Source organism: Paenibacillus turicensis (genome assembly GCF_017873435.1).
Lineage (GTDB): Bacteria > Bacillota > Bacilli > Paenibacillales > Paenibacillaceae > Fontibacillus > Fontibacillus turicensis.
Map to the genome: position 1 here is coordinate 67,814 of NZ_JAGGKG010000016.1, position 22,298 is coordinate 90,111.

The window sequence follows — 22,298 nt, forward strand, 5'->3', positions numbered from 1 at the left end:
AGTCAGACCCTAGATGGCCATCAACTGCGAACAGTTTTATTTATCGTTTAAAGCCACAACGCCTGGAAGTGCTTTACCTTCCATGAACTCAAGAGATGCGCCGCCACCAGTAGAGATGTGATCCATTTGGCTAGCAAGGTTAAATTTCTCTGCTGCTGCTGCGGAATCACCACCACCAATAATGGTGTAGCCTTCTGTTGTCGCGCAAGCCTCAGCAACTTCTTTTGTTCCGTTTGCGAAAATATCAATTTCAAATACGCCCATTGGTCCATTCCATACTACCAATTTGGAGTTTTTGATGATATCAGCATACATTGCGCGTGTTTTAGGACCGATATCCACGCCTTCCCAATCCGCAGGAATGCTATCGATATCTACTTCTTTATGGTTTGCTTCTGCACTAAAGTCATCCGCAATCACAACGTCCACTGGCAATACAAAGTTTTTACCAAGCTTTTTCGCTTTTTCGATGAAACCAAGGGAAGCATCAAGCTTAGTATCATCTAACAAAGATTGACCAATTTCATAGCCTTGTGCTTTGAAGAACGTATAAGCAAGACCGCCACCAATCAATACATTATCAGCGATGTTAAGCAAGTTATCGATGACATCGATTTTATCCTTAACTTTAGATCCACCGATAATTGCAGTGAAAGGACGATCTGGGTTAGACAATGCTTTACCAAGCACGTTTAATTCTTTTTCCATCAACAAGCCAGATACAGCTGGAAGATGATGAGCGATACCTTCTGTGGAAGCATGAGCACGGTGAGCTGCACCAAATGCATCATTTACGAACAAATCAGCAAGCTCTGCAAATTGCTTCGCAAGTTCTGGATCATTTTTCTCTTCACCAGGGTAGAAACGCACGTTTTCAAGCACTAATACGTCACCATTGTTAAGCTCAGCAACTTTAGCTTTTGCAACTTCGCCAATCGCTTCATCTGCTTTTGCAACTGGTTTGCCTAGCAATTCAGCTAAACGCTCTGCAGGCTTGGTTAAACGCATAGAATCAACAACTTGACCTTTTGGACGACCAAGGTGGCTCGCCAAAATTACCTTTGCTCCGTTTTCAACCAAATATTTAATGGTTGGTAGAGTTTCACGAATCCGAGTATCATCTGTAATGACTCCATCTTGCATCGGTACATTGAAATCAACGCGGACAAATACGCGTTTGCCTGTTACTTCTACATCACGTACACTCTTTTTGTTCATCTCCACGTTCCTCCTAATAGATATGCAGCCCATTCCTCGCAGGTCGCTCAAAACGGCGCAAGCACTAGTAATAGTAATCCTAATTAGCTCTTATGCTCTTATTATGCTCTCTTATATATGTTGCTTTTATCTCTATAAAAATAAAAATCTATGTGTGTGTGAATGTCGATTTTTATTCATGAACCAAAGAGGAGTGCTTCGAAAGGTCACTCCTCTTTGATATTTTCAAATCATATTTATAAGTTAACTAATTTAATATTAGTTAGCTTTTTTAGCGAAGAATTCCAAAGTACGAACCAATTGAGCTGTGTAAGACATTTCATTGTCATACCAAGCAACGGTTTTAACCAATTGTTTGTCGCCAACAGTTAATACTTTAGTTTGAGTTGCATCAAATAGGGAACCGAAAGTCATTCCTTTGATGTCAGAAGATACGATTTCATCTTCAGTGTAACCATAAGTGTCTGGATCAGAAGCAGCTTTCATTGCTTCGTTGATTTCAGCAACAGTTACGTTTTTATCAAGAACAGTAACAAGCTCAGTCAAAGAACCAGTTGCTACAGGAACACGTTGAGCTGCACCATCTAATTTACCTTGCAATGAAGGGATAACTAGACCGATTGCTTTAGCAGCACCAGTTGTGTTAGGGATGATGTTTTCAGCAGCTGCACGAGCACGACGGAAGTCACCTTTAGCATGTGGAGCATCCAAAGTGTTTTGGTCGCCAGTGTAAGCGTGAATTGTAGTCATCAAACCTTCAACGACACCAAATTTATCTTCAAGAACTTTAGCCATAGGAGCTAAGCAGTTCGTTGTGCAAGAAGCACCAGAGATAACTGTTTCAGAACCGTCCAAGATTTCATGGTTAACGTTGTAAACAACAGTTTTCATGTCGCCAGTAGCAGGTGCGGAGATAACAACTTTCTTAGCTCCACCTTTAAGGTGCTTTTCAGCGCCTTCTTTAGTTGTGAAGAAACCAGTACATTCAAGTACGATATCTACACCAAGGTCGCCCCAAGGCAATTCTTCAGGGTTACGGTTAGCAAGAACCTTAACCTCTTTACCATTTACTTTAAAGAAACCATCATGTACTTCAACGTCACCGTCGAATTTACCTTGAGTTGTGTCATATTTCAACAAATGAGCCAACATTTTAGCGTCTGTTAGGTCATTGATCGCTACCACTTCGATACCTTCCACGTTTTGAATACGACGGAAAGCTAAACGTCCAATACGGCCAAATCCATTAATACCTACTTTTACAGTCATGAATAGATCCTCCCAAAAGTATGTTTTTTTTATTAATCAAAGCAGGTAATGAAGCCTGCCATGAGTAAACAAGAAGTAATAAATCAACAAAAGTTATGTTCATGCATAGCTACGATTTCCATTGCAGCAGCTTCATCCGTCACAAGAATATCCTCATGTCCGAACTTTAATACTGCATGTATCGCTTTTGCCTTGCTTTTTCCACCAACAACTCCGATTACAGTTCCAGTGTCCATAATATCCTCTAGGCGTAAGCCTAATGTGAGCATTTTATGAATCACCTTGCCCTCCTCATTGAAATAAAATCCAAATGATTCAGCTACTGCCCCGTGTTTGTGAAGATCCTGTACAAAGGATGGCTCTAGCTTACGCCTTGCCGCCATCTCCATTGCATCACCAATACCATGTACGATAATGTCCGCCTTGCGGATTTGATCAACTATACTATGCACGTTAGGATCGTGAACAAGTGATTCATACGCTTCTTTGCCTAATAGATCAGGTACATGTAATAAGCTATAACCTGCACCTAGCTTCTTAGCCATTGCAGAAGCAATCGTATTCGCTTGAATTTCCAAGCTCTCATTCAGCCCACCTCTTGCTGGTACGAACCAGCTTTGCTTCAGCGAGGTAGTACTCGGCGGATTTAATTGTTCAGCCACCTTAGCCAACGTAGAGCCACCAGTTACCGCAACAACATCGCCATCGTGTATGACCTTTAGCAATGCTTTTGCCCCTGCTCTTCCAAGGTTTTGCTTAATTAATGGAGAACTCTCACAATCGCCTGGTACAATGATCACCTTACGCAATCCGTAAAGCTGCTTAATCTTATCCTCTAAATTGGCTAGGCCGAAAATCTCCTTCACCAGAGGCTCTAAATTTTCCAACAGAGCTCTGCCTGAATCACTGATTCTCATTCCTATATTCTCAATTTCAATTAGGCCCTGCGTCTTCAAAAGATCCGTCTCGGCACGCAATACACGTTCCGTCATATCCAGTGAAGTTGCCAAGGTTCTACGGCCAATTACGTCAGATAACATGATCTGGTGAAGTATGGTGTACCTCTTTTTGAGAATTTCCATGAGATCAGGAAGAAGCTGCTGCTGCATTTCTAAAATTTTACGCATGCTTTTTCACTCCTGCAAGCTTCGACTTCTCTCGTCTTCTCCTTGGCCCTAAAACGTCCCGGGTTAACGTTTTAAGTCCCACATATATTCTACCCAATTTTGGAGTCAGTTGCAAGCCCAACGACCGTATAATTTGCAATATTAACCTTAGTTATACAGGATAAATGTAAAAGGTTAACTATTTATTTTTTATGTATATGTAAAAGTATTTTTTGATAGGAACAAGATATGGCGCATAGCCACACCAAAGGGTCTACATATAGAGGAAAACTATCAGATTAGCAACGAAGTAATTATCCAATTGTTAAATAAATAAATTTAAAATATATATATATCTACTTAAAAATTAGTACTTGCCCACGATTGCGGGGTGGTAGCTACGATCCAGAGAGGTCTTGCGACACACAGTCTGGTTTCTGCTTGCTTTTTAACCTAAAATCTCATATAATAGCTCTTGCACTATCTAATTTGCGCCCGTGGTCCAATGGATATGACGTAGGCCTCCGGAGCCTGAGATCGAGGTTCAATTCCTCGCGGGCGCGTTCTACCCAAGTTTTTACTTTCCTTCATGATAACACAGCTTGTACTACAGATTCCCCTTCGGGAATTTTTTATTAAACAAAGTTTGACTTTCTTTGACTTTCTTTTTGAAATTGTTTATTATGGGGTTGTAATCAATCAAATTGGTCAAAAATAAGATTGACCTAACCCATGAAACTACAATTATATACAAGGGAGTAGCCTGCTATTACCACCTCTTATTGAGTTGGTAGTCAGTGATGTGCTATATCCACATTCAAGGAGGTTTTATCAGTGAGTTATATTCCAATGGTTGTTGAACAAAGTAACCGCGGTGAGCGTGCCTATGACATTTATTCCAGACTACTGAAAGACCGGATTATTTTCCTCGGCTCCCAGGTTAATGATGTTGTAGCTAATTCGATCATTGCACAAATGTTATTCTTGGATGCTCAGGACCCAACGAAAGACATTAGCCTTTACATTAATAGTCCTGGCGGTTCTATCACAGCAGGGATGGCAATTTATGATACGATGCAATACATTAAAGCAGATGTATCCACAATCTGTGTAGGTCTTGCGGCTTCAATGGGTGCATTTTTGTTAAATGCAGGTGCACCAGGCAAACGCTTTGCTTTGCCGAACAGTGAAGTCATGATTCACCAACCACTTGGTGGCGCAGAAGGGCAAGCGACAGATATTGAAATTCGTGCTCGCCGTATTTTGCAAATGCGCGATAAATTGAACAAAATTTTAGCAGAACGCACAGGTCAACCTTTAGAGCGTATTGAAAAGGATACAGACCGCGACTACTTTATGAGTGCACATGCTGCTAAGGAATATGGTCTTGTTGACCAAGTTATTGAAAAGATTGCGCCTGAAAAGGCATAAAACGCAAATACTTTAACAAATAAGGCTGTCTTTGTACGAGGATGATTCCACGACAAGGGCAGCTTTTTAATTAATGCTTTCCATATGAAGTAGCTTTTTGTATAATTCCATTTAATATTTATTTTTAATTACCCAAAAAAGGAGCCAGCTATTCATGCCACAATCAAGCTATGAGCCGTTATACAAGGTCAGTCAGAAATTAGGTCAAGTTGCGTTAGGCAATCATCCCGCAGACCTTGTCATAAAAAACGGAAAGTTAGTTAACGTATATACAGGCGAAATATTAAAAAATATTGATGTTGCAATTGCACAAGGCAGAGTGGCATTTGTAGGACAAGGTGATCATACCATTGGCGACAATACAAAGGTAATTGATGCACAGGGAAAATACATTTCTCCTGGCTTATTGGATGGGCACATGCATGTAGAAAGTACAATGTTAACTGTTACCGAATTTGCAAAAGTAGCCTTAACTAAGGGCACAACAGCTATTTTTATGGACCCGCACGAAATCGCAAACGTATTTGGAGCAGAAGGTGTCCGCTGGATGCATGAAGAAGGTCGAAATTTACCACTACGCGTGTATACGACGTTCCCTTCTTGTGTACCTGCTACAGATGATCTTGAGGATGCTGGTGCATCGCTTCAGGTGGCAGATATTGAGCAAGGCATGAACTGGGAAGGTGTCGAAGGTTTAGGTGAAGTAATGAACTTCCCTGGCGTTGCTTATGGCGATGATAAAATGCATGGCGAGATTGCCGCTACGTTAAAGGCGGGAAAAACCGTTACAGGTCATTTCCCTGCGGAAGATGAGCGTATGCTACAAGCGTATGTTGCTTCTGGCGCTAGCTCCTGCCATGAGTCGGTAACTAAACAACAAGGACTGGAAAAGCTACGTCTGGGTATGTACCTAATGATTCGTGAAGGCTCCGCATGGCAAGATGTAAAAGAGGTTATTAAAGTGGTCACAGAGGATCATGCTAGCACGGATCAGATTTTGTTAGTTACGGATGATGCTTACCCTCAAACCTTGATGGAGCAAGGACATATGAATCACGTTGTCCGTCGTGCAATTGAAGAAGGCGTCTCCCCTGTTCAGGCGATTCAAATGGCGACCATTAACACTGCTCGTTATTTTAAGCTTGATAGCGATTTAGGTGGAATTGCACCAGGAAAATTTGCAGATATTTTACTGATTGATGATCTTGAAAAAATGGAACCGTCCACTGTCATTGCTCATGGCGAGGTTATATATGACAACGGCAAGCTACTAGCAAGCTTCCCTACCTATCAATACCCTGATAAGGCAAAGCAATCACTTCATTTAGCTAGACCTCTTGTAGCCGCGGATTTCTCTTTAGCTAGCAAAAGCAAAGGGAATAAAGGCGAAACCATCGTCCATGTCATTGATGTCATTGAAAATAGCGCACGAACAGCCAAGTCAACAGCTACACTTCAAGTGAAGGAAGGAATGATACAACCTGATCTTGAGCAGGATATTATTCAGCTTGCTTGTATTGAGAGACATCGTGGCACAGGTCAGATTTCGCTCGCCTTTGCTCGTGGATTTGGGCTTAAACAAGGAGCAGTTGCTTCTACAGTAGCGCATGACAGTCACAATTTGCTCGTGATGGGTACAAACACAGAGGATATGGCATTTGCAGCAAATGAGCTAGCGAAGCTAGGTGGCGGTATGATCGCTGTTTGTGATGGAGAAGTGCTAGCCGCAGTACCGATGGTCATTGCGGGTTTAATCTCCGATCAGCCACTTGGCAATGTTGTAGAACAGGTTAAACAGCTTGAAGCAGCGTGGAAGCAGTTAGGATCACCCCTTCATGCTCCATTTATGACATTGTCTTTAATCGCATTACCTGTCATTCCTGAGGTGCGTATTACGAATCGTGGCTTAGCAGATGTAAATGAATTTAAGCTGATTGATGTAGAGATATTGGATTAATTATGGCTTCATTTAGAAATTAGTACTTGATAACGATAGGGAACTGGAAGCTACGATCCAGAGCGTTCTTGCGATTGTTGTTAAAATCATATTCCTCTTATTGAAGTTTAGTTATGGATGGAACTTGATTTTAAGAGACAACCTTCAGAATCGCTCTGTCTCTTCGCTAGTTTGGATTAGCGGTCAAGCACTGATTTTAAGGTTGAACCTTAATTAATTGGGTTGAAATATTTGGGATAAAATACAAAGAAAATAAAAAATAAAAACCAGATTCCTCATTATCAACACAGACTTTACTTAAGGATAATGAAGGCATCTGGTTTATTTGATGTTAATACATAAATTTGGAAACAAATATCAGTATGAAACGTTATATAGGCAACTAAACTTTTTAGTATTTCCCAGAATTACATATTAGCCAAATCACAAAAATCAAAAATTAAAATTAACTGATAGGAGATCTTACCATGTTACAAAAAAAGCTCCCCTTTTTATTAACTTTAGCTCTGTTCCTGCTGTGTGCTAGCATCGTAAGCGCCAATGCTGATAAGCTCATCACACCACAAACGCTGGAGGCAGCAACAAGTAAGCCAATCCAAGCGGTTGAACAAAATCCGCTCAAAATGTCAAAGCTCATCATCCATGATTACTTTACTGCGATTCAGGCAAAGGGTAACTCTGAGGGAGCAGCATTAGAGTATTTTTCTATAGATAAAGTAGATGTTAGCAACCGTGATGAAATCATAGTGGAAGTTACGTTAAAGTATGTGGACTATGAAGCTTGGCCACCTGTTAATTACTCTATCATTAAAATAAACGATACGTATCAAGTTCAAAAGCAAATTTGTGTATATGACGGTGATCCAGATTCCCCCACTAGCGGAACGGTCAGCGTTAATAAGCTATATACCATCAATGATGGTTCAATATCTATAAGATCAAATGATTAAGGCTGGATCGTAGCTACCACCCTCTAGTCGTTGGCAAGTACTAATTTTTAAATAGTTCCAGAATTTTAATCATTTATTTTATAATCCCCACCAACCCTAATCTAAAGTTAAACCCTTGGCATGCAGGATCATTACTATGGACAATCTCCAGCTCAACAAAATGATCACCAGCGGCTAGCGTCTCCGCTAATGTGCTTAGACGTAACCAGCCGCTACTTCCCACCCAATCAGGACGATCAAGCCGTACGACGTTCCAATCTCCGTGATTAATCCGATATTTAAAATCGGCAGATGCTTTGCCAAAATCAAATGCTAACGCTACACCACGACCATTAAAATGAAAAGACAGCTTAGCACCAATCGAATTAGTTTCTAGAACATGATCAAACCATTCATAATCAAGCCAACGCTTCATAACCCAAGGGCCTTCAGTACAAATTGAGTCAAGTGACATCACTTTTGCAGACTGCCAATGTGAAACCTCAAGTGGCTCAGGCAAGTTGTGACTTAGAATGGGAAGTTCTTTTACAATTGCGCTGGAGCCCCCGAAACCATCAACTAACTGCTGTTCTAAAAAAGCAATTACACTTTGCGCATAGCTATAGCTCCCACGAGAAGTTGGATGGAGACCATCAGGTAGCCATTCCTCCCAGCGCATCAAGCCACGCTGCACCTCCCCATAAGCATATTTACCCATCCAAATACTATTCAAATTATAATGCTGAGCTAATTGCTCAAACTCTGCAATCGAAGGTGGAACCTGCCCTGCCAGCATCGGCTCAGACATACTTTGGCTAAATGTATACACCAAAACCACATCCGGGCTTAACTCACATAACTCCGTCTCGCTAATTGAACAATCCATCGCCTTCCCATCTGTCTTTGCATTGCTTTTAGGAATTTCATCACCTTCACTAGCAAGTAACTTACGAATTAATCCCTCTCTTGTTGCCATCCGTCTTTGTGTGGGTACGCCCTCATCATTTACAGCATAATCCACAAAAATTAAATCACAACCACGATCAAGCAAATCGCGTTTTGCCCGAAATACAGCCAAGTCACTTCCCGTTGCACCAATCGCTGCATTTTCAACTACAATTTTGACCCCCTTAAAACGATCTACAAACCAAGCGGTAACAGCCTCAGGCCAATTATGCCTTGGTCTTCCGTCCGTAATAGAGCCACCAATGAAGCCAATGACTAGCTTACCATCTTTGATTTTTTGCCCTGTACGTGCCAACTTACTGCGAACATTCCATATTCCCCAATCTTTTGCTTGCTGTCCCACAGTATAACCCTCTTCCCCTATAAAATTAATACTGACTATAAACAGACCAACCTCTTCATCTATTCCTTTTTTATTCGTACTCTATTGTTTTCTATTCTTTTCACAACATAAAAATCCTTTCAACAAAAAAAGAGCATCCCAATTAACCATTTCTGGTTACGGAGATGCCCCATCATAAAATTGTTAAAGAAGTGTTGCCATTAACTATTCGAGTAGCATTTCAATTTCTAGCTATTTACAAGCTTCAAACGGGTTTGCCCCTTCTGGCAGCAATTCGCTAAATGGAAAATAAAACTCTGGGAAGCCAAATACATAAGGTAAATAATCATAGAGCTGGAAGAAAATAACGACCCCTTCATCCTTTAAATAAAAGTCAGGGTTAGGGCCAATCGTAGTGAAGTTATTAAAGTATCCTTCGGTCTTTTTAAGCTGCTGTAAAATTTGTGGGTCTACAATTTTACGATAGTTTGGATTAGCGGACAAAATCTGATCCAGTGTTAGCAACTTCCCATTACTTAAGCAAAAGGTTAAGCCCTCTCTGATGCTATTCCCATGAGCCCCACCTGTATAAGCATAGGTCTGTTCAACAATGCTTAGAACACCATCACGATTAAATGTAACTGTATAGTTGCCTAAATACTCATATTTGCTTCCATTTGGTGAAGGTTGGCTATTTTTAGCTTCTTTAATTGAATTCTCAACAAATTTATCTGCCCTTGATTTTAACTGTTTATTAATTGATTTTTCTGCTTTTTTATTGTCTAACCCACTAATCTGTGGATACTCTACTTTAATTGTTGCCTCAGGTATGTTTTTCTCAATCGTTACAGTTGAAATTGTAATTGGATTTAGCTTGTGTTTTGTCAATGCAAGGGTTTGATTTGCTTCATTATATTGAGATGTATACCCTAAATGATCAGTAACCACCTTAGCAGAAACATAAGGTTGCTCCCCTACCTGCTTCCATTCGTATGGCATAATCTGTGTACTCCCATTCACAACTGCATTTGCTTCTCCATCTGTCGGTGTTAATACCACTGCAACTTGGTCACGTTGTAAAATATAGCTTTTTTTCTCTGCGTCATAATTCACAGAAATATGAAGCCCTTTTTCAATCAGCTGTAATGGAAGCAATACACCCTCTTCACCCATAATACCTTGTTGCTGTAGCGGCTTGCCTTTGACCGTCACCGTAACTAAAGTGACCGCTTTATTATCTGTTCTTACCGGTTCCTTTTTGTCAGGTTGTGCATTGACGAAGCTAAATAATGAACTACAACTTAATAGTACAATCAACATCGCTGAAACTACTGTTTTATGCCACTTTCTCATTGATGCTATTCACTCCTTTTTTTGGATGCCCATAGTATTTCCGCAATAAGAAGTTATTATGTTTTGTAAACAAAAGAAAAACACCCTGAATAAATCCTGTCTTCCTACCATGGATTAACTCCAAATAGCAGTCTAACTTCTTCAAAGGTGTTCTTCTTAGTGTTATTATATTATTATCGTCCACTCTTCAGTTCTGTCCAATAACGATCATACAAATCTAATTTCTCACCAACATCGCCAAGCCACTCAGTTCGAGACAACTCGTCTGGAGACAAATTAATCATCTTGTCATTGTTGTAGGCTTCACTATGGAATGGCTTCGCCTTCGTATTTGGATCACTATATCCAATAGACTCATAGTTTTTAGCACTATTTTCAGGATCAAGCATAAAGTTAATGAACTTCTCCGCTAATTCCTTATTTTTAGCACCCTTAGGGATGGCATAGTTATCAGCAAAAATGGTACCACCCTCTTTAGGTACTACATAGGCCACATCAGGATTTTGCTTCGCAATAAAGGAGGCATCCCCAGACCACACTGTTGCGATCCAGCCTTCTTCTGACATCATCTTTTGTTTAATATTATCTGTATCAAAGGCAAGCACATTAGGTAATAACGCCTTCAAATCATTGACTGCTGCAGTAATTTCAGTTTCATTTTGTGAGCTATTAGAAAGGCCGGCCTTTTTAAGCGCCATCCCAATCACCTCACGGTTATCATCTAATAAAATGACCTTCCCTGCATAAGCGGGATTCCATAGGTCTGACCAACTCGTAATTTCTTCTTTTACATATTTTTTGTTATATGCAATCCCTGTGACACCTGACATGTATACTAACGAATACTTGTTATCAGGATCAAAGGGCGGATTTTTATAAATATCAGCAATATTGGTCCAATTCGGGATATTTTCTTTATTAAGCGGCTCCAGCAAATCCTGCTGAATCATCGTTTTCACCATATAATCCGAAGGCTGAATGAGATCATATCCTCCGCCACCGGCTTTTATTTTAGCAAGTAAATCTTCATTATTGGCAAAAACATCATAGTTTATTTTCACATTGTATTCCTTTTCAAACGCCGCTAACACTTCACCATCAAAGTTATCCGCCCAGCTATAAACGTTTAGCGTTTCTTTTGAAGATGAAGACCCACACCCTGCAAGTATAGAACCAAGTAACATTATAGCTAGCCATACACTAGCCCATTTCATTTTTTTCAATTCCTTATCTCCCTCTCTTTCATAAAGCTGTTTATTTATAAGCCAATAGACTTACATGTAATTTTAAAATGGTAACACAGATTGCTTTTTTTGTCCTTTGCCTCGATTCAAAATAAATTGAGCCAACAAGATTAAAGTAATACTTACGACAATTAAAATTGTACATAAAGCATTGATTTCCGGGGAAATACCACGCTTAACCTGTCCATAAATATAAATGGGTAACGTAGTTGAACTTGGTCCACTTACAAAAAAGCTGATCATAAAGTCATCTAACGATAAAGTAAAAGCAATTAAAGCCCCTGAAATAATCGCAGGCGAAATTTGTGGGAAAATAACATATCTAAATGTTTGCCACGAACCTGCGCCTAAATCACTCGCTGCCTCTTCTAATTGCTTGCCCATTCCTGACAATCTAGAAGCCACAACCACATACACATAAGACAAGCTAAACGTAATATGCGCGATAATAATCGTACTTTGCCCTAATGGGATATGAATTTGATTAAACAAAACTAATAACGATAAACCCATAATAATATCGGGTACAATGATAGGCATATACAACAATGCCCCCATTCCCTTGTTTAGGCGCTTAGTTAGCTTTCGCATTGCTAATGCTGCTAACGTACCAAGTATAGTAGAGACAACCGTGGATACAATTGCAACCGTTAAGCTATTCCCTAATGCCTCTAATACATGTCGGTTTTTAAACAAAGAGATGTACCAATCAAAGGTAAAACCACTCCAGTCCGCCGCCAAACGCGACGAGTTAAAGGAATACAAAATAATAATTATAATTGGAATATAAATAAATGCCATCATTAGTAGGGAATGCACTGCGAGCAGGCCATGATTTTTAGTTTTCATGTCATCGGCCCTCCTTCACAGTTAAGTGTTTGGCTGTCATTGCACGATTAAATAAGGCGATTAGTATTAAAGACGTAATGACAAATATAACTGATAATGCTGCACCAAATGGCCAATTTCGCGCCCCAAGGAATTGACTTTGAATAATGTTGCTTATCATTGCAGATTTAGCTCCGCCCAAAATATCTGTGACGACAAACATCCCTGTTGTGGATACATATACAAGAACAGCGCCTGTCATAATGCCTGACTTTGTCTGAGGTAATGTCACATGCCAAAATGCACGCCAGCTTGTTGCTCCAAGATCACTTGCCGCCTCAAGTAGCTTTTTGTCCATTTGTTCTATTGCGACATAAATCGGCAAAACCATAAATGGAATAAAGGTATAGACCATGCCAAGCAATACTGCACCTTTGGTATATAGCATTTGTAACGGTTCTGCAATCCATCCAAGGTCGATGAGCAAATTATTTACAACCCCTTGTGTACGCAGCAATAACACCCAAGCATATGTACGAATAAGGAAGTTAATCCAAAATGGGACTGTAATTAAAATGAGACCCCATGTTCTCATCTTCGTGCTTGCATTTGCAATATAATAAGCTAGTGGGTAGCTTAGCAAAAGACATAATCCAGTTGTAATTACAGACAATACAATCGTATCCCAATAAATCCCTAAATACAGCGGCTCAAAAAAACGTTTGTAACCATCCAAGTTGAAGCCCATAACAACGTTACCAAGTGTATCTCGGCTCATAAAGGAAATCACAACTACAATCAGCATCGGGACAACTAAAAACAACCCTAGCCAAAAGATGATCGGCATAATACCCCAATTGGATTTTCTCATGATCCGACAATCACCTCGTCTTCCGCTTTCCAGCTAACCCCTATACGTTGTCCGATATGCCACGAGTTATCCTGATTAAGATCCAACACAATCGATACCTTCATTGGCTCCTTATCGAGCTGTACCACTAGTTTATGAACGCTACCAAGATAAAGAACATCAGTAATCTCACCAGTATATTTACATTGCTCCAAATTATGATGTTGTGCACTAAGCTTCTCTGGTCTTAACGCAATCATAGCACCGTCTTGCGCAAATATATTATTTTCCCCTACAAAGGTCGCTGAAAATAACGTTGCAGGTGTCTCATAAATTTCGCGTGGTGAGCCAATCTGTTCTACTTTCCCATGATTCATAATGACTATCCGATCAGATAACATCATCGCTTCCTCTTGGTCATGTGTAACGTACACAAACGTAATTCCAAGACTACGTTGTAGTTGCTTAAGTTCAGCTTGTAGGCTTTTTCTTAACTGAAGGTCCAGCGCCCCAAGTGGTTCATCTAACAATAACACCTTTGGTTTATTTGCAATGGCACGCGCAATAGCCACCCGTTGTTGTTGTCCACCGGATAGCTGATGAGGGAAACGTTTTGTAAGTGCACTTAACTGTGTCATTTCAGTAGCTTCTTGAATACGTTTTGTTTGCTCTTGTTTGGAGAGCTTTTTCATTTTAAGACCAAAGGCGATATTATCCTCGACAGTCATATGTGGAAATAAGGCATAATGCTGAAAAACAAGATTTAAATCTCTCCGATTAGGTGGAAGCTCCGTTAAATCTAATCCATCTAACATAATTTGACCACTTGTAGGCTGCTCAAAGCCAGCAAGCATACGTAGAATAGTCGTTTTACCGCAGCCGCTTGGGCCAAGTAGAGTTAAGAACTCCCCTTCTTCGATCGTTAGTGATAATGGATGTACAACAGCTTGACCACCAAAGTTCTTAGTCACTTCAGATAGCGCAATCATTGGGACACCAGCTCCTTTGCAATGTTTGTCTTAACTATAAAACAAGCCATATCCGTAGGGATGGCTTGTTGATTTTGTATAAATGGGTTCCTTATAATTTTGCATATTCACTATACCTTGTTTTGACCTAGGTTACAATAGTTTTCTACGAAGCTAATTTTAAAGACAAAGAGCCTTGTGTAAGATTACACAAAGCCCTTGCGAACTAATTTACAAGTTATTATAAGTTATAGACTGATTATTTTAACTCATAAACAACATTTAAACTCATTTTAACGTTAATTTCACCGATCTCTACTGTTGTACGGTCTGCAACACTTCCCATTGCTTGTGCTTTTTCTAACACGAGATTTTGTAGATATAGGGAAGAATCGCTACCGGATTGACTAATGGAAAGCTCAGTACCTAACTGACGACCAGAAGCTTTAGCAATAGCTTTTGCTCTATTATTCGCATTTTTCATCGCTTTTTCGATCACTTCTGCTTCAAATTGTTCTGGGTTCTCAATTCCAAAATTAACATTATTGATTTGGTTTGCGCCTGCTTCAGAAACAGCATCCAGCAATTGTCCAACCTTATCTAAATCACGATAAGTAATTTGCAACATATGAGATGAGCTGTATCCTTTAGTTTTTTGTCCATCTTTTTCAGTATATGTGTAATTTGGTTGTACATAAAAATCTCCTGTTTTTAAATCCTTGCCACTAATTTTCCATTGATCCTTTAGTACAGCCGTTAGCTTAGAAATTTTTGCTGCTGTTCCAGCTTGTGCTGCTTTTGCAGTAGCTGCCTCTGTTTTCACTCCGATTGATAAATAAGCAATATCAGGTTTAACGGAAATTTCACCATTACCCACTACACTTATAATACTTTTATTTTGCTGTACTGCATCCGCTGCGAATGCTCGATTGGCAAATACCCCTGTTGAAGCTGTCCCAAACAATAATACACCTGCTACAAGTGTTGCTCCTACTGGCTTTAACCATGTTTTCATCACTTTACGCCTCCATTTTTAAATAAAATTATTTTAAAATTAACTACAAATTTTTTTTCCTTTGTTGTAACCTTTGACGGTGTCAAGTATTTAAATGTTGCAATTCAAAATCATGTAGCTTAAAAAAATACTTAAAATTTTAAACTGTTATTAATTAACATTAAAATTCATCAAAAAAGAGTAGCTTCGCAAAAAATGCGAAACTACTCTTTTATTTTGGTTCATTATTGGTTTTCTAATTCTTCCTTGCTTACTAAACTGATTAGAGCGTTTGCTGCCTGTTCAGCATCTGCACCCTCGGCACTAATATAAATTTCTGTTCCGGTGCTAATGGCAAGGCTCATAATCCCCATGATACTTTTAGCATTTACTTTTTTATCATCCTTTTCAACAAAAATTTCGGATGAATATTTGTTCGCTTCTTGAACGAAAAGTGCTGCTGGACGAGCATGAAGTCCCGTTTTTAATCGAACGGTCACTGGGCTTTTAACCATGAAACCTTACCCCCTATTACGAAATTCAAACAACGTATCTCTTAACCTAAACAATTTGCATAACTAATTAGATCACTCTTAGACACAATATTTACAAATTGAACCGTTTTCGTAAATTTGTATTGCTAATTTAGAAGTCGCTAATTACATTTATGCAAGCTGCTTCTCTAATACATTATAATTAATATCATTATAGCATATCCAGTAAGTAAGAAACTACCTAAGACCCACGAATTTTTTCGGCAAGCTCATCAATCTTACGTAACCTATGGTTTACACCTGATTTGCTAACGGTTCCTTTAAGCAATTCGCCAACTTCCTTTAAGTTCATATCTGGATGTGCTAAGCGTACCTCAGCTACCTCTTTAAGTTTTTCTGGCAAATTTTCTAAACCGATTTCTTTCTGAAGGAATTTAATATTATCGATTTGTCTAACAGCAGCACCGATCGTTTTATTAAGGTTTGCAGTTTCACAATTTACGATACGATTAACTGAATTTCGCATATCGCGCATGATTCGTACATCCTCAAACTTAAATAAAGCTTGATGTGCTCCAATAATACTAAGCAACTCGATAATTTTTTCACCCTCTTTGATATAAAAAATGAATCCTTTTTTACGCTCAATAAAGCGAGCATTTAATTCAAATTCATTAGCTAAATCGACAAGTGCCTTGCAATGCTCCTCATACATTGAGGCAATTTCTAAATGATAGGATGAGCCTTCCGGATTATTCACGGACCCTCCTGCCATAAATGCTCCACGCAAGTAAGCCCGCTTACAACAGTTTTTCCGAGTGAGCTCAGGATTAATTCCTGAATTAAAAATAAAACCCTCTGAAACAATTTTTAAGCTCTGCAATATCTCTTGTACTTTGCCTGGAATTCTTACGATGTATACATTGTTTTTCTTCAAGCGCATTTTTTTACGAACAAGCAATTCAGTATGAATCTGAAAATGCTTTTTAATTAACGAATAGATGCGCCTTGCAATCGCGGCATTTTCCGTAGAAATATCCAAAACCACCTTCTTATTCGAAACCTGAACAGAGCCATTCATCCGAATAAGTGCTGATAACTCGGCTTGTTCACAGCAAGGCTCAGCTTCAAACATCGTTAGCTCTTTTTTGGTTTGTGCCGCAAACGACAAGGGAATCACCTCTTTCTAGAAATCCAGTTTTCTACTAACTGATAAATGTGATGGCTTAATTTATCTGCATCATGCCGTAAATAGGTTCTAAATAATACGAGTGTATCTGCAATGACCTTATAGCCACGTCCAGTCACAACATCCCAATCTACCTCAACTGGTTTTGCTCCCTTTTCAGCATAAAAGTCTTGAATTTGAGACGGTATTTCTCCATCATTGACGATAACATAATCAAACAAATGATGTCCAACATGCTGGTATACCGCTTCCAAATGATCACTTACAGTATAACCATCCGTTTCACCAGGCTGTGTCATGACATTACAAACAAACATTTTAATTGCCGTATCATTATTTAAAATCGCCTGAGCGAGTTTTGGCACAAGTAAATTAGGAATAATGCTAGTATAGAGGCTACCAGGGCCAATTAAAATTGCATCTGCTTCAGCAATCGCTTCAACCGCTTCTGGTAAAGCTTCCACCTCAGCGGGTTCTAACATAATTCGTTTGATCTTGCCTTGAGCTTGAGGAATCGCAGACTCACCTGAAACAATCGAACCATCCTCCATCTCTGCATGAAGCACAACCGCTTGATCCGCAGCAGGCAACACACGTCCACGAACTGCAAATACACGACTTAGCTCACGCACAGCCGTTACAAAATCACCTGAAATATCCGTAATCGCTGCAAGAATTAAATTACCTAAACTATGTCCTGCAAGCCCCGAGCCTGATGTAAATCTATAGCTCAGCATATCTGATAGCAACGGTTCAACATCCGCTAGTGCTGTGAGCACGTTTCGAATATCTCCCGGCGGTGGCATCTGTAGCTCACTACGTAAAATGCCTGAGCTTCCTCCATCATCAGCTACGGTAACAATGGCTGTAATATCTAATGGTTTTTCTTTTAAACCACGCAGCATCACAGATAGACCTGTTCCTCCACCCATGACCACAATGCGTGGTTTTCTTGCTTCCCTTTGCCGACCCATCAATCATTCACACCCTTAATGTCGGTCCTTATCAGAGTCTCGATGACTGACTCGCACCTTCTCCGTTTCGCTAGTACCAAGCATGCGACCTAAATATTCACTAATCGCTACAGAACGATGCTTGCCACCTGTACACCCGATTCCGATGATGACCTGACTTTTTCCTTCTTTATGATATTGAGGCAGCAGAAAATGAAGCATATCTAATAGCTTAGTTAAAAACGCCTGTGTCTCTGGCCATTTCATCACATAATCATATACATCTGCATCCTGACCGGTTTTAGGCCGTAAATGCTCAATGTAATGTGGATTTGGTAAAAATCTCACATCAAAAACAAGATCAGCATCAATCGGAATTCCGTATTTGAATCCAAATGAAGTGACATTCACAGAGAGCTGATTACTCTCCAGATGGGAAAATCTCGAAATAATTTTCTCCTTAAGCTGTGCCGGCTTCATATGGCTGGTATCGATCACTAGATTAGCAGAAGACCTCAACTCATCTAACATTTTGCGCTCTAGCTTAATGCCATCCAGAGGCATGCCTTCAGGTGCTAATGGATGACGACGACGACTTTCCTTATAACGTTGAACAAGAATATTATCTAATGCATCTAAAAATAAAATTTCACAATGGATTGTAAAATGTTCTTTAACGTAACCTAAGGATTCAGATAATGCTGTAAAAAATTCTCTTCCACGCAAGTCAATAACTAAAGCAACCTTAGCGATTTTCCCCTTTGACTGCTCAATTAGCTCTGCAAATTTAGGAATTAATACAGGAGGCAAATTGTCTACACAAAAGAAACCTAAATCTTCAAGACTTCGCACTGCAAGCGTCTTCCCTGCTCCTGACATTCCCGTAATAATAATGAGATTAGCGACTGATATTTCCTCTGCATCCAGCATGTTTTTCCCTCCTTGCATACACAAAGCATATGCGCTGAGTGTTCATATTATCCTTATATACCTCGCCAATTATGAGCGTAAAAATAAACCTGCTGCACCTACAATACCTGCATCATTACCTAAAACCGCTGGAACGATTCTTAATCCAGCTTGTGTTGGCTCAGGTGTTAATTGTGCGAACACAGATCTGATTTCATCAAATAAAATATCTCCAGCTTTAGATACTCCGCCACCGATAATAACCAGTTCTGGGTTAAGCACTAATGCAACTGCCGCTAAAGACTTACCTATATAATAGGCAGCGCGATTAACGATACGAATGGAAACCTCATCGCCTGCTTTGGCAGCATCAAATACATCCTTTGCTGTAATTTTCTCTACCAAGGATAATGTTGTACGCTCCCCACGAACCACTGCATCCTTACCCATACGAATGATACCTGTCGCAGAGGACACAGTTTCTAGGCAACCCATCTTGCCACAGCCACATTGTATTGCTTCAAGATCAGGAACAACTGAAATATGCCCAAGCTCTCCTGCCAATCCCGAAAATCCTTGATATATTTTACCATTTATAATAATTCCACCGCCAACACCTGTTCCGAGTGTATAACATACGCAATTATCGATACCTGCGCCTGCGCCACCCCATGCTTCGCCGAGTGCAGCAACATTGGCATCGTTATCTATCATTACAGGCTTGCCTAGACGATCCTCTAAAATTTTGCGAATATGGAAATCTCGCAATCCTACATTTGGCGCAAGAATAATGATGCCTTCACGTACATTGGTAAACCCGGCAACCCCTGCACCTATGCCTTTAACTTGCTCCCAATCAAACTCTGATTGTTCAACAATATGGCGTACATACCGTTCGATATTGTCAATCAATGTCTCGGCACCCTTATCGGCTTCAGTTGGGCCTTCATAAGTCTGAAGAAGCTTGCCCTCTTCGCTACAGATACCGACCTTTATCGCAGTACCACCCAGATCAACGCCAATGTAGATATTTTCAGACATGTCACAAGCCACCTTTTTCTCTATTAAAATTGTTTGCTCCTACGTACCAACTATAAGCGAACCTTGACCGATAGGTCAAGAGAAGTGAATCACGCTTGGAGCAAGGAATACTAGGGAAAAATAAATCCCCTGTGTCCTCCATTTTATTTAAGAGTACAGGGGATTATATAAAAAATATTATTCGTTATTTGGCTCCAGCCGCACTAGCCCCCGCAATTCGTCCAAACGTAAAAATATCTGTTATTGCATTACCACCTAATCGGTTACCAGCATGAAGCCCCCCAGTAACCTCTCCTGCTGCGTAGAATCCAGGTATTGGAGCTCCCTTAGCATCCAGCACCTGTGCCTTTTCATTAATTTCAAGTCCACCCATCGTGTGGTGAACCGAAGGGGTTCTTGGTGTAGCAAAGAAAGGTGCCTTTTCTAGCTTTGCGCCAAAGTTCTTTTTACCAAACTCAGGATCATTTTGATTTTCAACATACGTATTGTATTTATCCATCTCCTTCACAAAGGTTTCTACAGGCACCCCAATTTGCTGTGCTAGATCCTCCAACGTATCCCCTTTAAAAATACTTTTACGATCTATTAAACTCTGGTAGGTTTCACCCCAGTTTGTTTGGTCGCTCATTTTAGGATTGCCTAGCGCTGTCATATCACTAATGATATAAAAGGTCTTATCCCTTTGCTTAAGTGCAGCGGCTGCCAAAACGTCCCGTTCCGCATACTCATTTACATATCGCTTGCCTTCCTTATTAACGAAAATCTGTGTTTCTGCACTTCCCCATACCCCACCAGATAATGCACCTGTTTCAGGTTCACCGCTTGGCATAAGCTGAATAAAGCCCATTCCCCACAAGTTAGCGCCAACTTCTTCCCCCATGACAATCCCGTCTCCAGTTGCATTCGCGGTATTCGTTGTTTTGATGTTTGGATCAAGGTCGGGCCAATAATTGTTGTATTTCACAACCATCTCAGGATTTGCACCGAACCCACCTGTCGCCATAACAACGCCTTTTGTTGCTTTTAACGTAACCACTGTACCATCTGACTGCTCCGCGGTTACGCCCACTACTTTCCCATTTTCCATAATTAGCTTTGTTGCTTTTGTGTTGAGCATAATTTCTGCACCTAGCTTCGTTGCTGCTTTTTCTAGACTATTAATATAACCTGTAGCTAAAGGTTGTGTACTATGATGTGTCCTTGGCCATAAAGCCCCAAGCACTGTACCAATCCCATCTCCAAACCCTACCCCATTACCCTCCAGCCACTGAATTGTGCCATAGCCATTTTTAGCTAGCGTTTGTACCAACTCAAACTTACCCCATATCTTCTTACCATCTAACCCTGTTCGCTTTCCACCGATGTAAGTATGAATCATATGAAGCTCAGGCGAGTCGAATAGCTTAGAAGTGTCTTCTTTATTTAAATAGTTTTTGATTTGCCCCTTTAACATCTTTAATGTGCTTGCATACTCCCCAAACTGGTCTTCCTTATAAGTTAAAATATCCTTTAACTCATTAATTAAAGCTTGGTTCATCTCTATTTTGGGTTGGCGAACAGGGTCATAGGCGTTTAATGCACCCCCAGATCGGATTGTATTCCCACCTAGCGCAGGTGCCTTTTCGATTAAAATGACTTTTGCTCCTTGTTCACCCGCAGACACTGCAGCCGCTAAACCTGCACCACCGCCACCAACGACAACTACCTCAGTTTCCTTTACAACTGCTTCCTTAGCCACATCAGCTTGAATGGGCTCCTTATTTTTAAGCGCATTCACATCCGCGCCTGCTTTAGCTAACGCATCTGCAATAGCATCAAGTAAGCCTTTACTTGATACAGAGGCGCCCGTTACCGCATCCACCTTTAACGTCTGACCTTGAACAATTTTGTCTGGAATGGTGGTGAATACGGGATCACTTACACCTTTGGTATCATTTTGCTCTACCACCTTAATTGATTTTATTGAATTAGCATCCACCGTGACTTCCACCTTAATCTTACTATGAAGCCCTTCTGCTTCCCCATTATAAGTACCAGGTTTGTAAAGCTGTACTGCATTTAAATCTGTTTTACTTTCTCCATTCCCACCATCCTCATCCTTGTTGCACCCAATTAGCCCCAATATTAACACCATTGACAATAGTATTAAAAAGCTATTTTTTACCGTCTTTAAACTCATCCTTTTCATTTCGTTACCCCTCCCTACATCAAGTGATTATTTTCACAAAAAATAAAATGAAAAATAACGAATACGCTTTCCATATCCGTTAATTTCAT

At 40.1% G+C, this 22,298-nt stretch carries 19 protein-coding genes and 1 tRNA gene; 4 read left to right on the forward strand and 16 right to left on the reverse strand.

Features of this window, described 5'->3' with window-relative positions:
• Positions 1-36 precede the first annotated feature (36 nt).
• From J2Z32_RS15725 to J2Z32_RS15735, 3 genes are all read right to left on the reverse strand, one after another.
• The gene (locus tag J2Z32_RS15725) at positions 37-1,218 is read right to left on the reverse strand and encodes a phosphoglycerate kinase (protein WP_210090127.1); all 1,182 of its coding nucleotides are present in this window, start codon (positions 1,216-1,218) and stop codon (positions 37-39) included.
• 258 nt (positions 1,219-1,476) lie between these two features.
• Positions 1,477-2,487: a type I glyceraldehyde-3-phosphate dehydrogenase gene (gap, locus tag J2Z32_RS15730; RefSeq protein ID WP_210090128.1), complete on the reverse strand. Its 1,011-nt coding sequence runs from the start codon at positions 2,485-2,487 to the stop codon at positions 1,477-1,479.
• An 83-nt stretch (positions 2,488-2,570) separates the two neighbouring features.
• The gene (locus J2Z32_RS15735; RefSeq protein WP_210090129.1) at positions 2,571-3,614 is read right to left on the reverse strand and encodes a sugar-binding transcriptional regulator; all 1,044 of its coding nucleotides are present in this window, start codon (positions 3,612-3,614) and stop codon (positions 2,571-2,573) included.
• 470 nt (positions 3,615-4,084) lie between these two features.
• Here J2Z32_RS15735 and J2Z32_RS15740 point away from each other — a divergent pair.
• The 4 genes from J2Z32_RS15740 (at position 4,085) to J2Z32_RS15755 (ending at position 7,931) form a co-directional block, all read left to right on the forward strand.
• Positions 4,085-4,156: transfer RNA gene (locus tag J2Z32_RS15740), tRNA-Arg, on the forward strand.
• A gap of 271 nt (positions 4,157-4,427) precedes the next feature.
• Positions 4,428-5,024: an ATP-dependent Clp endopeptidase proteolytic subunit ClpP gene (gene clpP / locus J2Z32_RS15745; protein WP_210090130.1), complete on the forward strand. Its 597-nt coding sequence runs from the start codon at positions 4,428-4,430 to the stop codon at positions 5,022-5,024.
• Between the two features lie 154 nt (positions 5,025-5,178).
• Entirely contained in the window at positions 5,179-6,981 is a 1,803-nt protein-coding gene (gene ade, locus J2Z32_RS15750; RefSeq protein WP_210090131.1) for an adenine deaminase, read from the forward strand.
• 467 nt (positions 6,982-7,448) lie between these two features.
• Entirely contained in the window at positions 7,449-7,931 is a 483-nt protein-coding gene (locus tag J2Z32_RS15755; RefSeq protein WP_210090132.1) for a hypothetical protein, read from the forward strand.
• A 73-nt stretch (positions 7,932-8,004) separates the two neighbouring features.
• Here the strand turns inward: J2Z32_RS15755 and J2Z32_RS15760 are convergent, their stop codons facing one another.
• The 13 genes from J2Z32_RS15760 to J2Z32_RS15820 all read right to left on the reverse strand — a co-directional run bounded on the left by J2Z32_RS15760 (position 8,005) and on the right by J2Z32_RS15820 (position 22,209).
• Entirely contained in the window at positions 8,005-9,219 is a 1,215-nt protein-coding gene (locus J2Z32_RS15760; protein ID WP_210090133.1) for an SGNH/GDSL hydrolase family protein, read from the reverse strand.
• Between the two features lie 231 nt (positions 9,220-9,450).
• Complete coding sequence (locus J2Z32_RS15765) at positions 9,451-10,551, reverse strand: PdaC/SigV domain-containing protein (protein WP_245251523.1); 1,101 nt, start codon at positions 10,549-10,551, stop codon at positions 9,451-9,453.
• A gap of 173 nt (positions 10,552-10,724) precedes the next feature.
• On the reverse strand, positions 10,725-11,765 hold the full coding sequence (locus tag J2Z32_RS15770; RefSeq protein WP_210090184.1) for an ABC transporter substrate-binding protein: 1,041 nt from the start codon (positions 11,763-11,765) through the stop codon (positions 10,725-10,727).
• 72 nt (positions 11,766-11,837) lie between these two features.
• Positions 11,838-12,644, reverse strand: a complete 807-nt coding sequence (locus J2Z32_RS15775; RefSeq protein WP_210090134.1) for an ABC transporter permease — start codon at positions 12,642-12,644, stop codon at positions 11,838-11,840.
• A gap of 1 nt (position 12,645) precedes the next feature.
• The gene (locus J2Z32_RS15780) at positions 12,646-13,494 is read right to left on the reverse strand and encodes an ABC transporter permease (protein WP_210090135.1); all 849 of its coding nucleotides are present in this window, start codon (positions 13,492-13,494) and stop codon (positions 12,646-12,648) included.
• Positions 13,491-14,462 (reverse strand): ABC transporter ATP-binding protein, encoded by a 972-nt coding sequence (locus tag J2Z32_RS15785; RefSeq protein WP_210090136.1) that lies wholly within the window; start codon positions 14,460-14,462, stop codon positions 13,491-13,493. Before J2Z32_RS15785 ends, J2Z32_RS15780 begins: the two co-directional genes overlap by 4 nt.
• 238 nt (positions 14,463-14,700) lie before the next feature.
• Positions 14,701-15,456, reverse strand: a complete 756-nt coding sequence (locus J2Z32_RS15790) for an SIMPL domain-containing protein (RefSeq protein ID WP_210090137.1) — start codon at positions 15,454-15,456, stop codon at positions 14,701-14,703.
• 224 nt (positions 15,457-15,680) lie between these two features.
• Positions 15,681-15,950 (reverse strand): HPr family phosphocarrier protein, encoded by a 270-nt coding sequence (locus J2Z32_RS15795; protein ID WP_210090138.1) that lies wholly within the window; start codon positions 15,948-15,950, stop codon positions 15,681-15,683.
• Between the two features lie 220 nt (positions 15,951-16,170).
• Positions 16,171-17,100 (reverse strand): DNA-binding protein WhiA, encoded by a 930-nt coding sequence (gene whiA, locus J2Z32_RS15800; protein ID WP_210090139.1) that lies wholly within the window; start codon positions 17,098-17,100, stop codon positions 16,171-16,173.
• A 5-nt stretch (positions 17,101-17,105) separates the two neighbouring features.
• A complete protein-coding gene (locus tag J2Z32_RS15805; RefSeq protein WP_210090140.1) occupies positions 17,106-18,092 on the reverse strand; it encodes a gluconeogenesis factor YvcK family protein in 987 nt (328 codons plus the stop codon).
• 15 nt (positions 18,093-18,107) lie between these two features.
• Positions 18,108-19,001 carry an RNase adapter RapZ gene (rapZ, locus tag J2Z32_RS15810; protein WP_210090141.1) on the reverse strand — a complete coding sequence of 298 codons (894 nt, stop codon included), beginning with the start codon at positions 18,999-19,001 and terminating at the stop codon, positions 18,108-18,110.
• A gap of 69 nt (positions 19,002-19,070) precedes the next feature.
• Positions 19,071-20,021 carry an ROK family glucokinase gene (locus J2Z32_RS15815; protein ID WP_210090142.1) on the reverse strand — a complete coding sequence of 317 codons (951 nt, stop codon included), beginning with the start codon at positions 20,019-20,021 and terminating at the stop codon, positions 19,071-19,073.
• Between the two features lie 184 nt (positions 20,022-20,205).
• The gene (locus J2Z32_RS15820) at positions 20,206-22,209 is read right to left on the reverse strand and encodes a flavocytochrome c (protein ID WP_210090143.1); all 2,004 of its coding nucleotides are present in this window, start codon (positions 22,207-22,209) and stop codon (positions 20,206-20,208) included.
• Between the last annotated feature and the right edge of the window lie 89 nt (positions 22,210-22,298).

Excerpts from the sequence above, each read along its gene's own strand:
- J2Z32_RS15735 (WP_210090129.1), bottom strand. The coding sequence starts at position 3,614 with ATGCGTAAAATTTTAGAAATGCAGCAGCAGCTTCTTCCTGATCTCATG.
- J2Z32_RS15785 (WP_210090136.1), bottom strand. The coding sequence starts at position 14,462 with ATGATTGCGCTATCTGAAGTGACTAAGAACTTTGGTGGTCAAGCTGTT.
- J2Z32_RS15755 (WP_210090132.1), top strand. The coding sequence starts at position 7,449 with ATGTTACAAAAAAAGCTCCCCTTTTTATTAACTTTAGCTCTGTTCCTG.
- ade (WP_210090131.1), top strand. The coding sequence starts at position 5,179 with ATGCCACAATCAAGCTATGAGCCGTTATACAAGGTCAGTCAGAAATTA.
- J2Z32_RS15795 (WP_210090138.1), bottom strand. The coding sequence starts at position 15,950 with ATGGTTAAAAGCCCAGTGACCGTTCGATTAAAAACGGGACTTCATGCT.
- J2Z32_RS15770 (WP_210090184.1), bottom strand. The coding sequence starts at position 11,765 with ATGAAATGGGCTAGTGTATGGCTAGCTATAATGTTACTTGGTTCTATA.
- J2Z32_RS15775 (WP_210090134.1), bottom strand. The coding sequence starts at position 12,644 with ATGAAAACTAAAAATCATGGCCTGCTCGCAGTGCATTCCCTACTAATG.
- J2Z32_RS15805 (WP_210090140.1), bottom strand. The coding sequence starts at position 18,092 with ATGGGTCGGCAAAGGGAAGCAAGAAAACCACGCATTGTGGTCATGGGT.
- gap (WP_210090128.1), bottom strand. The coding sequence starts at position 2,487 with ATGACTGTAAAAGTAGGTATTAATGGATTTGGCCGTATTGGACGTTTA.
- J2Z32_RS15765 (WP_245251523.1), bottom strand. The coding sequence starts at position 10,551 with ATGAGAAAGTGGCATAAAACAGTAGTTTCAGCGATGTTGATTGTACTA.
- J2Z32_RS15815 (WP_210090142.1), bottom strand. The coding sequence starts at position 20,021 with ATGTCTGAAAATATCTACATTGGCGTTGATCTGGGTGGTACTGCGATA.
- J2Z32_RS15820 (WP_210090143.1), bottom strand. The coding sequence starts at position 22,209 with ATGAAAAGGATGAGTTTAAAGACGGTAAAAAATAGCTTTTTAATACTA.
- J2Z32_RS15790 (WP_210090137.1), bottom strand. The coding sequence starts at position 15,456 with ATGAAAACATGGTTAAAGCCAGTAGGAGCAACACTTGTAGCAGGTGTA.
- J2Z32_RS15780 (WP_210090135.1), bottom strand. The coding sequence starts at position 13,494 with ATGAGAAAATCCAATTGGGGTATTATGCCGATCATCTTTTGGCTAGGG.
- J2Z32_RS15725 (WP_210090127.1), bottom strand. The coding sequence starts at position 1,218 with ATGAACAAAAAGAGTGTACGTGATGTAGAAGTAACAGGCAAACGCGTA.
- rapZ (WP_210090141.1), bottom strand. The coding sequence starts at position 19,001 with ATGCTGGATGCAGAGGAAATATCAGTCGCTAATCTCATTATTATTACG.